Genomic DNA, 12,440 nt, shown 5'->3' on the forward strand with positions numbered 1-12,440 from the left:
GCCCGCTATTCATTTGTTCCCGGGCAAACCAGGGCTAAGCCACCTTACCCCCAGTCAGGCGCGCTACCAAGCTGCGCCATAGCCCGTTACCGTACTCCCTCGTGGGCAACGAGAACTAGCTTATACCGATCGGGGGTCAACTGCCAAAACCGCGTTCCGTGACCTTCGAAAAACAGGTATCATCCCAGGTGGATACCGAAGAAGCGGGACATGCAGTGGCCTGTCAGGGTGACTCGGTAACATTTCCGTTTCGTGATTGTTATGAACGTGGCTCAGGCGGCTATGCTTGGTACACCGACAAACTAGAGGAGTCGACATGGCAGATCTGGATTATCCAGTATCTTTGCGGTACTCGCGCGACCATGAGTGGGTCGCGACCACGGATGACAATGCAGTAGTCCGTGTGGGTATCACTGATTTCGCCCAGGAACAGCTGGGTGACGTCGTCTATGTCGACCTGCCTGAAGCAGGGGATTTGGTCACCGCAGGGGAGTCCTGTGGCGAAGTCGAGAGCACGAAGAGCGTCTCTGACCTGATCGCACCTGTGTCGGGGACCGTCACCGAGGTCAACGACTCACTCGACGACTCACCAGAGACCGTGAACTCGTCGCCTTTCGAAGACGGGTGGATGTATCTCGTCGAACTCAGTGACCCCGCACAGCTCGAATCGCTGATGGACAGCGAGGCGTACAAAGAGCTCATTCAGAGCGAGGAGGCGTAATGTCGCAGAATCACGATCAGAATCGTCCGACCCCCTCGCAGCCCTGGTATGACAACGGACAGGTCCCGCAGTCGAAGAAGTTCCCATTCGGGGCCGGTAACGGCAACGGCGGCGACGAGTCGGCGACTCGGATGAACCCTCAGGTCGACCAGAACAGCCAGGGGAACACCCCTCCCTACGGACAGCAGCCGGCCAACGGCGCCCCACAGGCACCGCAGTACGGCAACGGCCAGAATCACGGCGGGACCCCGCAGGGCGGCCAGAATTATGGTGCGTCGCAGCCGGCCGACCAGCCCTACGCCGGAAACGGTCAGGGCGGCCAGAGCCAGCAGCAGTATCAGCCTCAGCAGAGTCAGTATCCACCGCAGAACTTCGGCCAGCCGCAGAGCGGCCAGCCTCAGTCCGGTCAGCCTCAGGGCAGCCAGGGTCAGCAGCAGTATGGTTCCAATGGCGCCGGCCAGTTTGCGCAGCCCCAGGGCAGCCAGGGCCAGCCGTACGGAAACCAGCCGCAGCAGGGTGGCCAGCCGCAGTACGGGTCGAACGGCGCCGGCCAGGACGATCAGTTCGATCCCAACCAGCAGCAGGGCAGCCAGCCCGGCCCCGGCCAGTACGGTCAGCCCCAGTCCGGTCAGCCACAGGGTGCGCCGGCGAGCGGCGGTCAGGATCCGATGAATGATTCGGGCAGCCAGCAGTTCCAGGGAATCCTGGACCCGCACACCGGTGAGATCCACCCGGTGCCCGACCTCGAAGGTCTGCAGGACGCCGATGCTCTGCTCGTCGTCGTCTCCGGGCCGGACTCCGGTTCGCAGATCCTGCTCGACACCGACGTGGTCACGGTGGGCCGCAGCCCGAACGCCGACATCTTCCTCGATGACGTCACCGTCTCGCGCAAGCATGCCGAGTTCATCCGTACGCCCAGCGGTTTCACGCTGCGCGACACGGGCTCGCTCAACGGCACCTATGTGGGGCGTCAGCTCATCGACTCCATCGACCTGCAGAACGGAGCCGATGTGCAGATCGGCAAGTTCCGAATGATCTTCCAGCAGCGTCCGCGCTCCTGACCGGGGGATGATGTCAAAAGTCGAAGTCGAGGTTGTCGGCGTCCGCATCGAAATGCCAGCCAACCAACCGATTCTGCTGCTCAAGGCCAGCGAACCTGCCTACTACCTGCCGATCTGGGTCGGTGCGATCGAGGCCAATGCGCTGTCGATCGCGCAGCGGGGGCTGACCCCGCCGCGCCCCATGTCGCATGCTCTGCTGCTCGACGTCCTCGAGAAGTACGACGCCGAGCTGCAGGATGTGACGATCACCGGCAAGGACGGTCAGATCTTCCTGGCCGAGCTGCACACGAACGACGGGAAGTCGATCTCCGCGCGCCCCTCGGACGCGGTGACTCTGGCGCTGACAGCGCACTGCCCCGTCTTCGTCGAAACACAACTGCTTGAAGAGTCCGGAATCGAAGCCCCCGAGGCCGATGAAGAGGAAGTCGCACAGTTCAGAGACTTCCTCGACAACGTCTCGGCCGAGGATTTCGAGACCGGTACCGAAAACCCATGAAAGTGAAACAGTGAGTCTCCACACCGATCCGGTCCTGTCCAACAGAGAAATCGCCGCTGCCGGCCACGACAATCTCCGCGGTCTCGACGACTGGCGAGAGATGGATCCGAAGCAGCAGCCGACGTATCTCGACAGTGCCGCACTCGACGAGGTGCTCACCGACCTGCGCAGCTCTCCTCCGCTGGTCTTCGCCGGTGAGGCCGATGTGCTCAAGCAGCGTATCGCCGCCGCCTCACGCGGTGAGGCCTTCGTGCTGGCCGGAGGAGACTGCGCCGAATCCTTCGACGGCGCCCAGGCGGACAAGATCCGGGCCCGAGTCCAGACGGTTCTGCAGATGGCGGCCGTGCTCACCTACGGCGGTTCGATGCCCGTGGTGAAGATCGGCCGGATGGCCGGTCAGTTCGCGAAGCCGCGTTCGGCCGATACGGAGACCCGCGAGGGGGTCACCCTGCCGTCGTTCCGCGGCGATATCGTCAACGGCTACGAGTTCACCGAGGAATCCCGCCGTCACGATCCGGAGCGTCTGCTCAAGGCGTACCACATCTCCGCCTCCACGCTGAATCTCATCCGTGCGTTCACCCAGGGCGGCTTCGCCGATCTGCGGTTCGTCCACGATTGGAACCGCGGTTTCCTCGCCTCGAATCCCGGCTACCAGCGCTACGAGCAGACCGCTGCCGAGATCGATCGTGCCATCCGCTTCATGGATGCCTGCGGAGCCGACTTCGACGCGCTCAAGACCACCGAGTTCTACGCCGCCCACGAGGCGCTGCTGCTCGAATACGAACGGGCACTGACCCGCATCGACTCGCGCACCGGTGAAGCCTACGACGTCTCCGGCCACTTCCTGTGGATCGGTGAGCGCACCCGCGAGATCGACGGTGCCCACGTCGACTTCCTGTCGAAGGTGCGCAACCCCATCGGCGTCAAGCTCGGGCCGACGGCCACGGCAGACGACGCTCTGGCGCTGGCGGAGAAGCTCGATCCGGACGCCGAGCCGGGTCGCCTGACCTTCGTCACCCGCATGGGTGCCGGCCAGATCGGTGAGTCGCTTCCGGCTCTGCTGTCGGGAATCGGCGACCGCCTGCCGCACGTGACCTGGGTCTGCGACCCGATGCACGGCAATACGATCACTTCGAACACCGGGTACAAGACCCGTCGCTTCGAAGACGTCATGGCCGAGGTCGAGGGATTCTTCACCGCCCATGCCGATGCGGGCACGATCCCCGGTGGTCTGCACATCGAACTCACCGGTGATGACGTCACCGAGATCATGGGCGGAGCCACGGAGATCGACGACGAAGGTCTGCGTCGCCGCTATGAGACCCTCGTCGACCCGCGTCTCAACCACGATCAGTCGCTGGAGATGGCCTTCCAGGTCGCCGAATACCTGACTCGCCGGAAGTAACGGCCACAGCTGACACAATGCCGGGGGCTGCGCAGAGATTCTGCGCAGCCCCCGGCATCTCTGTGGCCACGCGTTCGGCCGACGGGAATCGTCGTCCGACTGATCGTCGTGCCTGACCGACGAGTCCGATGTGGCTCAGTCGTCCTTCTTCTCGTCCTCGGACTTCGTGTCCGCCGAATCGTCCTTCTTGTCATCCTTCGAATCGGAGTCGTCCGTCTTCTCCTTGCCCTTGGAAACGCGGACGATGATGAGCGAATTCGCCGGCTTCGCCTCGGTGCTCTTCGGGTACTGAGAGACGACCTTGCCCTTGGGCACGTCGTCGGAGAACACCTCGTCCTTGCCGACGCGGAATCCGCGCTTGGCCAAGGTCGCATAGGCGGCGTCGAAGGTCAGCCCCTCGACGTTGGGAACCGGGATCGGAGCGACGCCCTTGGACACGACCAGGTCGATCTTCTCGCCCTTCGACAGCTTCGTCCCGGCTTTCTGCGACGCCGAGATGACGGTGTCCTCGGCGACCGTGTCGCTGTACTCCTCCTCGACCTTGCCGACGGCGAGGTTGACCTTCTGCAGCGCGTCCTCCGCTTCGTCGCGGCTCATGCCTGGGAGCTTCGGCACAGCGAACTTCTCCTCACCTTTGGACACGACGACCGTGACGGATGAGTCGGGGGCGAGCTCTGCACCGCTGACGGGTTCGGTGCCGATGACCGTACCGGCGGGCACCTTGTCGTCGAAGACCTCCTTGGGCTCGGCCCTGAGGTCGTTGTCCTCCAACCGCGAGGTGACCTCGTCCACGGGTTTGCCGGCGAGTTCGCCGGGGACGATGGAGGTCGGTGCCGGCAGGTTCGCGATGACGAACCAGGCGACCAGAGCGAGAACCGCGACGACGGCGACGAGTCCCGTGAGCACGCGACGTCGGCGACGTCGGACAGGGGACTGACTCGCCGAGGCGGCCGCGGAGCCGGCGACGACCGCAGCCGGGCCACGCCGATCGGATTCCGAATCCTCCGATTCCTGCTCGGCCTCGGAGTCGTCTCGATCACCGGAATCGTCCGAGTCGGCAGGCTCGTCGGCAACGGCGGAGTCCGCAGCATCGGAGTCGGGGGAGTCGGCGGTGGCGCCGACTCCGGCTGCTGCCGCTGCGGCACCGCCACCGACGGCTCCGGCCGCAGTCGTGGCAGGCGCTGCGGCGGCATCGTCCGGGTCGTCGTCTCCTTCGTCGGGATCGGTGTCACCGGTGTCCGCCTCGGCGTCGTCCTCTTCTTCGCCTTCGAGATACGGGATCTCGTCGGTGCGGGAGCGCCTCTCCTTCGGCACTTCCTCGCCGAGATCGATGCTCGCGGTGAGCATGGGAGAATGCTCACCGGCCGAGACCTGCGGATCTCCGAGGTCGAGTTCGGCCTCGGTCATCTCCGCACGTGCTTCGGCCAACGCCAGTCGGAACTCGGCGGCATCGGCAGGGCGGTCCTCGGGATCTTTCGACGTCGCCCACAGCACGAGCGCGTCCAGGCGCGGGCTCAGGCGGGCAACGACCTCCGACGGCGGCGGAACCGTGTCGTGGACGTGCCGGTAGGCGACCTGGATCGGCACATCGTCGGTGTAGGGCTGAGCGCCGGTGAGCATCTCGTAGAACATGATGCCGACCGTGTACAGGTCGGTGCGGGCATCGGCTCCGGCCCGGGTGACGAGCTCAGGTGCAACATAGCCGACGGTGCCGATGAGGGTCTTCGTCGTCGTCGCCGTGGTCACGGCGCGCGCCAGACCGAAGTCGGCGAGCTTGACCTGTCCATCGGTGCCCAGCAGCACATTGTCGGGTTTGAGGTCACGGTGGATGATGCCCGTCGAGTGCACAGCCTCGAGTGCGGCGAGGATCGCGTCGAGAACGACGATCGCCTGTCTGGGGGTGAAGCTGCCGCGGTGCTTGAGCTCACGGCGCAGCGTCACCGACGGCAGGTACTCCATGACGAGGTAGACGATATCGCCGTCACGGGCCTGATCATGGATGGCCACGAGGTTCGGGTGGGTGAGACGACCGGCGTTGATGGCCTCCCGGCGGAAGCGTTCGACGAAGGTCTCATCGGAGATGAGGTGTTCGTGCATGACCTTGATCGCGATCTCACGGTCGAGACGCAGGTCGGTGCCGCGGTAGACCATGGCCATGCCGCCGCGGGCGATCTTGGCATCGATGCGGTATCGGTCGTTGAGCACCGTGCCGATGAGGGGATCTCGGCGGGCTGTCACAGGGCCTCCTGCAGACGTGCACGCTGCAGCTGGACACCGCGGACGAAGGCCTTCGTCTCCGGCAGCAGTCCGTCGGCGCGAACCGAGCGCAGGTCCTGGTAGTAGCCGGCGATGGCTTCGTTCTCCGACTCGGCGGTTTCCATCAGCCAGCCGAGGATGACGGTGCCGGCGACGATATTGTCTTCGATGTCGAGCAGATCGAGTCCGCGGCCGACGATATCGGACGCCCAGCGACCGGAACGGGGAGTGATCTGCATGATGCCGATCGCATTGCCGGCCGAGACGGTCGTGTGCTGGAACCCGGATTCGGCAGCGGCGACGGCCTGCATGAGGGCAGGATCGGCACCGAGCTCGGCGGCCAGGGAGGCGACGAGCAGCTTCGCCTGCGCCGGTGCCGGATGGCGACGGTGCAGCAGGGTGTATTTGTTCAGCCGTGCCGCGTGGAGCACCGCGGGGCGGATGCCCTCGACCTGCGCGCCGGCGGCGACGCGTGGGATGTCACGCGGGGCTTCGGGCGCGGTGCGACGCGGGCGGGCCGTCGACGGGCGCAGCAGGAGGAGTTCACCGACCGTGATGAGCGAGTCATCGCCCATGGCGTTTGCCCGCCGCAGGGTCGCCGGAGAGATTCCGTGGCGCGCGGCGATTCCCTGCAGGGTCTCACCGGGGGCGACGATGTGCGAGGGATCATCATCGGGCAGATCGTTCTTCTCCGGCAGAGACAGAACCTGCCCTTGGTGAAGGTTCTGACGCGGCGAGATGCGGTTGAGTTCGGCCAGTGCGGGTACGGAGACGCCGTGTTTGCTGGCCACCGCGTAGAGGGTGTCGCCCTGCTTGACCTTGTAGGTGCGGCCGCCGTGGGTGACGGGCACGGTCGCACTCGCGGTCCCCGAGATCCACTGTGGGCCGGTGCTCGCAGCGGCTGCGTCCTCGTCAGCGGAGTCGTGGTCGGATTCGGTGGTGGGGGCCACCTCGGTGGGGGATTCGTTTTCGGGGTCGACCCGTTCGGCTCCTGGGATCGGACCGGTCGAATTCACCTTCGATGCGGCGCGGATGTCAGGAGCGGCGGTGACGGGCCTGTGCCGTCGCGGTCGTGTCATCTGTCACCTGTTGACTTCATGTCGAATGGGGGAAGCTGCGATTCCCAGCCTAACGAGTGGGCGGGCTCGACCCGAGCATTCGGCACCGCATGGCGGGGTGTTTCTGCCGAATATTGCTACGCTTGGGGGCGTGAATACCGAAGAACTCGTTCAGGACTGGGCCCCGCTGCCCGACATCGCAGAACTCACCGGGCTCGGCATCTCCCAGGTACGGAGGCTGCTCGAAGACGGCGCCATCTGCGGAATCAAGATCGGCGATCCGAAGGTTCTGCGGGTCCCGTTGGCCTTCTTCGTCGACGGTGAGGTCGTCAAACCGCTCAAGGGCACTCTGCATACCCTCTACGACGCCGGATTCGACTACGAGGAAGCCATCGTGTGGCTCTTCACCCACGACGATTCCCTGCCGGGCCGGCCCATCGACCTGCTTCGCGCCGGCAACAAGAAGGAAGTCCGCCGCCGCGCTCAGGCGCTGGCGTTCTGATCTGCGCCGCCCGCTCGAGGTGAGCAGGCCCGTTCGTCGGGTTCAGCTGGAGCGGTAGCTCAGCGCCCTCGCGAATGCCTTGAGCCGCTCCTGTGCGGCCGGACCGATGCGCACTGGCGCCGAGGCGGCCGCCCCGGTCGCTGAATCGGTCGCCGCGCCGTCTCCTGCCCACGTATCGACGATCGTCGCCGCGTGGGCATGTTTGTCCGCGATGAAGGATTCGACGGCGGCGAGACCGCCCGAGTCCGTGATCATGCCGACGCATTCGGCCACCTCGGCGTCGGTGAGATCCGGATCGCCCAACCGTGCGGCGAGGACCTCGAGCCGGTCCGCTGGGATCCGAGAGGCCGTCTCGGCGATGAGCACGGTCCGCTTGCCCTCGCGGATGTCGTCGCCGGCGGGTTTGCCCGTGGCCTCGGGGTCACCGGCGATGCCGAGGACATCGTCGCGCAGCTGGAACGCCTGACCGAGGGGAAGACCGAAAGCGGAGATCTCCGCCAGCTGCCGATCGTCCGCTCCCGCCAGGGCCGCGCCGAGCAGGAGCGGCTGCTCGACCGAATACTTCGCGGACTTGAAGCTGAGCACCTCCCACGCGCGATCGGCGATCCGGGCGTCGCCGAGGGGGATGACCTCGGCGAGCACATCGAGGTACTGGCCGACCATGACGTCGCGGCGCACGACCCCGTGGAGTTCGCGAGCCGAGCGGCGCTCTCCCAGGGTCTCCTGCGAACGTTCGAAGAGCTCCTCACTCAGTGCCAGACAGATATCGCCGATGACGATGGAGGCGGAGACCCCGAAGGAGGCGCCGTCGCCGTGGAAGCCGGAGCGCTGATGGCGGGCCTCGAACTGACGGTGCAGGGCGGGCCGGCCGCGCCGGGTATCCGAATTGTCGATGACATCATCATGGATGAGCGCGGCGGCATGGAGCAGCTCGAGCGACCCTGCCGCCTGGGCCAGACCCGCGATGACGTCGGCGGAAGTGCCCGTGTCCGTGCCGGCACGGACGTCTCCGCCGGCGAGCTGGAAGCCCCACCACAGCAGGACGGGACGGATCCTCTTGCCGCCGCGGGTGAACTCGATGAGAGCGTCGCCGATCGCAGCCGCATCGGGTGAGATCGCCTCGAACTCTGCGGCCTTCTCAGCGAGGAAGGCCTCGAGCTGGACAGACACCTCGGCGGCGATGGATTCCGGAGAGTCGAGAGACTCGACGAGGACAGGAGGGACAGTCGTCGCGGCGGATGACGAGGGCGCGGCCGCCGGCGAGGGCGCGGCGGGGTCGGCGTTGTTGCCGGGCGTCGCAGAATGATGTGAGGTCATGAACCGATGTTTCCCCCGACGGTGACGATCGAATTCGCTTTGTCCTCGGAATCCTCGGCGACCGTGACGACGAGGACGCTGTCATTGTCTTTGTGCTTGAAGTTGACCACACGGGCGCTCTTCGTCTTCACCTCATCTCCGAGGCGTTCGAAGTCGGCCTTGCCGAGCGCCTTCTCGTAGAATGCGAAGATGTCCTTGGCATCGGCCTCGGCGCGGAGGGTGAGGCTGACCTGTTCGGGCAGCTTTTTGTCCTTGTCGTTGTGGGCCTTGACGATCGACACGGAGAGCACCTCGGAGTCCGGATACGGCTTGATGTATTCGGGCAGATCCTTCACATCGTTCGAAGTATCGGGGTCCGAGCCTGTGGCCTCGGTCGATGCTTCGGCCGAAGCGGCCTCGGACTCGGCAGAAGCGGCTTCGGACTCGGACGAGGCGGCGGAGGTCGAGGTCTCCGGGGAGGCCGAAGGGCTCGATTCGGCCGTGTCTCCACCGGTCCCCGAACAGCCCGCAAGTGCGAGAGCGGCGACGATGGGCAGTGTCATGACAGCGGTGCGCGATACCATGCTTCAAGAGTACCTGGACTGTTCGGCGGAGCCGAAAGGAACGAGCGCGAGGAGCAGGCGATGAGTCGGAAGCAGCTGGCACGATCCGGCGGTGATCTGAGCCGACTGGGCACGGACGACGCCGGTGCCACCATGCTCCACCTCGACATGGACTCGTTCTTCGTTTCCGTCGAGCTGCTCAGCCGTCCGCACCTCGTCGGCCGTCCCGTCATCGTCGGCGGGCGCAGCGGCCGCGGAGTCGTCGTCTCGGCCAGCTATGAAGCGCGAGAGTTCGGGGTGCACGCGGCGATGCCGATGTCGCGGGCCATGAATCTGTGCCCCGTCGCCGAGGTGATTCCGCCCTCCCATGGCCAGTATTCCTCCTACTCCCGCCAGGTCTTCGATCTCGTCGCCGAGGTCACCCCCGATGTGCGTCAGGTCAGTGTCGACGAAGCCTATATCGACGTTGCCGGAGCCGTGCGACGGCTCGGCTCTCCGGTGGAGATCACCACGCAGCTGCGTGCCCGGATCCGGGAGCGGACGGGTCTGAGCGCCTCGGTCGGCATCGCCGTCAGCCGGGTCGTGGCCAAACTCGCCTCGACCAGGGCGAAGCCGAATGGTCAGCTGCTCGTACCCGTGGCTGCGACCCAGGAATTCCTCGATCCGATGCCGATCGAAGCTCTGCCGGGAGTGGGGGAGAAGACCCAGGCAGGATTCTCCCGCTACGGAATCCGTCTCATCGGCGACCTCGCCGCCGTGGACGAGGACTGGGCCGCACGCGTCTTCGGCGCCCACGGCCATCAGCTGTGGCGTGCCGCCCACGGACGGGACTCCTCCGGTTTCGACCAGCAGGCCAGAGAGCACTCGATCAGCGCGGAGAACACCTTCGGCGAGGACATCTGGGACATCGCTGTGCTCGAACACGAACTGCTGCGCCTGGCCGACAAGGTCGCCTACCGGGTCCGTGCGGAGGGAAAGGTGGCCACGAGCCTCGGACTGAAGTACCGCCTCGGCGATTTCACCACCCTGTCGAGATCGGTGACCCTGGCGGCTCCGACGGATCTGGCCAGGGAGATGTACGAAGCTCTGCGCCCCGCCCTGCGCACGCTGCGCGAACAGCGTTCTCAGGGCGTCAGACTGCTCGGAGTCAGGGCTGCCGGGCTCAACGATTTCGCCGTCACGGGACGACAGGCCACCTTAAACGAACCAGTTCATTCCGGACGCGACGCCGAGGTCGCCCTCGACGAGGTGAGACGCCGGTTCGGCAGCGAAGCGATCTCGCAGGCCTCGCTTCTGCGCAAGCGTCCCGACGGCTGAGAGCGGGTGAGCGGGAGCACAGTCTGAAGACCCGGTGGGAATCCGGCCCCTGGCGGCCCACGGAGATGTTTTTTCGAGCTTCAGAGACTATGATTGAGTGAAAGACTTGAGTAGCGAAACGGGGGTTCGAGATGCCACTCTCCGATCACGAACAGCAGCTGTTGGACCAACTGGAGAAGCAGCTGCGCAGTGAAGACCCTCGTTTTGCCCGGAATATCTCGGAAACCCAGGCCGCAGCCACGGGGCCCGGGTTCTCCGCCAAGCGCTTCGTCCTCGGGATTCTCGTCGCTCTCGCCGGACTGGCCGCGACGATCCTCGCAATCTCGCTCGTCTCCAGTTCCGTCTGGTGGATCGCACTCGGCGTCGTCGGGTTCGGCCTCATGGTCGCCGGAATGTACTGGGCGTTCAGCCGTCCCGGTCATGTGCACACGACTCAGAAGGACTCTCGGAAATCCGGAGGCAAGAGCGGCGCCAAGGGCAACTCCGGGTTCATGGGCCGGATGGAAGACCGGTGGGAGAAGCGCCAGCGCGGCGAATGATCTCGGTCTCGGCGATCAAGGCACTCTCGATATGAGGGTGCCTTTTTCAATGCCGATCCCCTTGCTCGTGAGTGCCGGTTCAGTCCTTGCCGTCAGTGCCGGTGTCTTCGTCCTCGCCGAGGCGGCCCACTGGCGATCGAGTCACCGCCGACTGGGAGACTACGACGTCGCCGGTCCCCGCAGGCGCCGCAGCGGTCGGCACGCGAGTCGTCACACAGCGACCATGCGGACCCCGGGCAGCGACCAGATCATCGTGGTCCTCGGATATGCCAACCGCGGGCAGCGGCCGAACGGAATCAACCGATTCCGGGTTCGGGCCGGTCTGCGATCGATCGATCCGAGGGCACAATCGACCCTCCTCATCTTCTGCGGGGGAGCCGTCGCGGGCAGAACGTCGGAGGCGCACATCGTGGAGAGCTTCGCTCGTGAGCAACTCGGCTTCACCGGCAGATCGGTTCTGGAAGCGCAGAGCACAACCACGTGGGAGAACATCGCCAACGCGCTCCCGATCATCGATCGGGACCTCACCCCTGCCACGACGATCAGCATCGTCTCGAACTCCCACCATGCCGAGAAGGCGCGCGACCACCTGTGGCAGATGCGCCCGGACCTGGCACGACGACTGGTCCGCGGCGGAGACTACCGATTCGGAGAACATCCGCTGGTGAAGCCCATCGCCGCCGTGCGCGGCCTGTTCGCCCTCCGTGCACTCGATCGAGAGAACGCGAAATACGCGGCAGGGCACTGAGGTCCCACGCTCTCGCACTGAGCTCCCAGGCTCTTGGAGTCTGCGACGAGCCGCCTCGCGGGGAAGAGAGAGCGGCGAGCCCGTCGTGGAGGGTGAGGAAGGGAAGAGGCGGCCCCGCAGGGCCGCCTCTTCGCTCATCGGCCAGGATCGTCGGGTATCGGCCGGGATAGTCAGCACATCGTCATTTGGGACGATTGAACAGGCTGGCCGGCCAGATCTTCGCCGAGATTCGACTGCCTGGCGTGGCCCGCTCCGAAAGGTCCGTACTGACCTCGTCGACGAGCGCGCGTACTTCCGAGTCATCGAGCGCCTCGGGAGCGGCGCCGTAGCGCTGGGCTTCGAGAGCATCGACGAACGCTGCCAGGGCAGAGTCATCACGGCCCGTCTCGGTCGGTGATGACGGAGCCGGACTGCTCAACCGTCGCAGCCGTTCATCCGAACGATCAAACGTCGAGGAGCCGGCGCCTTCTGCGCTCTG

The 12,440-nt window shown here is 65.6% G+C and carries 12 protein-coding genes and 1 pseudogene; 8 read left to right on the plus strand and 5 right to left on the minus strand.

The window, feature by feature from the left end:
• Positions 1–316 precede the first annotated feature (316 nt).
• Genes gcvH through ACTIIH_RS14540 form a run of 4 tightly spaced genes read left to right on the plus strand, consistent with a single transcriptional unit; the run spans position 317 to position 3,683 of the window.
• Positions 317–721: a glycine cleavage system protein GcvH gene (gene gcvH / locus ACTIIH_RS14525; protein ID WP_441452630.1), complete on the plus strand. Its 405-nt coding sequence runs from the start codon at positions 317–319 to the stop codon at positions 719–721.
• A complete protein-coding gene (locus tag ACTIIH_RS14530; protein ID WP_441452631.1) occupies positions 721–1,782 on the plus strand; it encodes an FHA domain-containing protein in 1,062 nt (353 codons plus the stop codon). The genes gcvH and ACTIIH_RS14530 overlap by 1 nt, the downstream gene beginning before the upstream one ends.
• 10 nt (positions 1,783–1,792) lie before the next feature.
• Positions 1,793–2,278 carry a bifunctional nuclease family protein gene (locus ACTIIH_RS14535; protein ID WP_025780069.1) on the plus strand — a complete coding sequence of 162 codons (486 nt, stop codon included), beginning with the start codon at positions 1,793–1,795 and terminating at the stop codon, positions 2,276–2,278.
• 10 nt (positions 2,279–2,288) lie between these two features.
• The gene (locus tag ACTIIH_RS14540) at positions 2,289–3,683 is read left to right on the plus strand and encodes a class II 3-deoxy-7-phosphoheptulonate synthase (protein ID WP_025780067.1); all 1,395 of its coding nucleotides are present in this window, start codon (positions 2,289–2,291) and stop codon (positions 3,681–3,683) included.
• Between the two features lie 135 nt (positions 3,684–3,818).
• Here the strand turns inward: ACTIIH_RS14540 and ACTIIH_RS14545 are convergent, their stop codons facing one another.
• Together ACTIIH_RS14545 and ACTIIH_RS14550 are read right to left on the minus strand one after the other, a co-directional pair.
• Positions 3,819–5,921 carry a protein kinase domain-containing protein gene (locus tag ACTIIH_RS14545; RefSeq protein ID WP_127364475.1) on the minus strand — a complete coding sequence of 701 codons (2,103 nt, stop codon included), beginning with the start codon at positions 5,919–5,921 and terminating at the stop codon, positions 3,819–3,821.
• Positions 5,918–7,018 (minus strand): lytic transglycosylase, encoded by a 1,101-nt coding sequence (locus ACTIIH_RS14550; RefSeq protein WP_101553345.1) that lies wholly within the window; start codon positions 7,016–7,018, stop codon positions 5,918–5,920. Before ACTIIH_RS14550 ends, ACTIIH_RS14545 begins: the two co-directional genes overlap by 4 nt.
• Positions 7,019–7,148: 130 nt before the next feature.
• Here ACTIIH_RS14550 and ACTIIH_RS14555 point away from each other — a divergent pair, with 130 nt between their 5' ends.
• Positions 7,149–7,499, plus strand: a complete 351-nt coding sequence (locus tag ACTIIH_RS14555; protein WP_025780061.1) for an Rv2175c family DNA-binding protein — start codon at positions 7,149–7,151, stop codon at positions 7,497–7,499.
• A 42-nt stretch (positions 7,500–7,541) separates the two neighbouring features.
• Here the strand turns inward: ACTIIH_RS14555 and ACTIIH_RS14560 are convergent, their stop codons facing one another.
• Both ACTIIH_RS14560 and ACTIIH_RS14565 read right to left on the minus strand, forming a co-directional pair.
• The gene (locus ACTIIH_RS14560) at positions 7,542–8,816 is read right to left on the minus strand and encodes a polyprenyl synthetase family protein (RefSeq protein WP_441452632.1); all 1,275 of its coding nucleotides are present in this window, start codon (positions 8,814–8,816) and stop codon (positions 7,542–7,544) included.
• Complete coding sequence (locus ACTIIH_RS14565; protein WP_441452633.1) at positions 8,813–9,379, minus strand: hypothetical protein; 567 nt, start codon at positions 9,377–9,379, stop codon at positions 8,813–8,815. The genes ACTIIH_RS14560 and ACTIIH_RS14565 overlap by 4 nt, the downstream gene beginning before the upstream one ends.
• 60 nt (positions 9,380–9,439) lie before the next feature.
• On the opposite strand from ACTIIH_RS14565, the gene dinB reads away from it, so the two are divergent.
• The 3 genes from dinB to ACTIIH_RS14580 all read left to right on the plus strand — a co-directional run bounded on the left by dinB (position 9,440) and on the right by ACTIIH_RS14580 (position 11,962).
• Entirely contained in the window at positions 9,440–10,675 is a 1,236-nt protein-coding gene (dinB, locus tag ACTIIH_RS14570) for a DNA polymerase IV (protein WP_441452634.1), read from the plus strand.
• A gap of 131 nt (positions 10,676–10,806) precedes the next feature.
• Positions 10,807–11,214, plus strand: coding sequence for a DUF3040 domain-containing protein (locus ACTIIH_RS14575; RefSeq protein ID WP_441452635.1), 408 nt, complete (start codon positions 10,807–10,809; stop codon positions 11,212–11,214).
• A 67-nt stretch (positions 11,215–11,281) separates the two neighbouring features.
• Positions 11,282–11,962, plus strand: coding sequence for a YdcF family protein (locus ACTIIH_RS14580; RefSeq protein ID WP_441452636.1), 681 nt, complete (start codon positions 11,282–11,284; stop codon positions 11,960–11,962).
• A 181-nt stretch (positions 11,963–12,143) separates the two neighbouring features.
• Here the strand turns inward: ACTIIH_RS14580 and ACTIIH_RS14585 are convergent.
• Positions 12,144–12,440, minus strand: a pseudogene (locus ACTIIH_RS14585) (transglutaminase domain-containing protein); the annotation flags it as partial.

The organism is Brevibacterium sp., assembly GCF_052105255.1.
In the GTDB taxonomy this organism is placed as follows: Bacteria; Actinomycetota; Actinomycetes; order Actinomycetales; family Brevibacteriaceae; genus Brevibacterium; species Brevibacterium linens_B.

Excerpts from the sequence above, each read along its gene's own strand:
- gcvH (WP_441452630.1), top strand. The coding sequence starts at position 317 with ATGGCAGATCTGGATTATCCAGTATCTTTGCGGTACTCGCGCGACCAT.
- ACTIIH_RS14530 (WP_441452631.1), top strand. The coding sequence starts at position 721 with ATGTCGCAGAATCACGATCAGAATCGTCCGACCCCCTCGCAGCCCTGG.
- ACTIIH_RS14535 (WP_025780069.1), top strand. The coding sequence starts at position 1,793 with ATGTCAAAAGTCGAAGTCGAGGTTGTCGGCGTCCGCATCGAAATGCCA.
- ACTIIH_RS14550 (WP_101553345.1), bottom strand. The coding sequence starts at position 7,018 with ATGACACGACCGCGACGGCACAGGCCCGTCACCGCCGCTCCTGACATC.
- ACTIIH_RS14560 (WP_441452632.1), bottom strand. The coding sequence starts at position 8,816 with ATGACCTCACATCATTCTGCGACGCCCGGCAACAACGCCGACCCCGCC.
- ACTIIH_RS14565 (WP_441452633.1), bottom strand. The coding sequence starts at position 9,379 with ATGGTATCGCGCACCGCTGTCATGACACTGCCCATCGTCGCCGCTCTC.
- dinB (WP_441452634.1), top strand. The coding sequence starts at position 9,440 with ATGAGTCGGAAGCAGCTGGCACGATCCGGCGGTGATCTGAGCCGACTG.
- ACTIIH_RS14575 (WP_441452635.1), top strand. The coding sequence starts at position 10,807 with ATGCCACTCTCCGATCACGAACAGCAGCTGTTGGACCAACTGGAGAAG.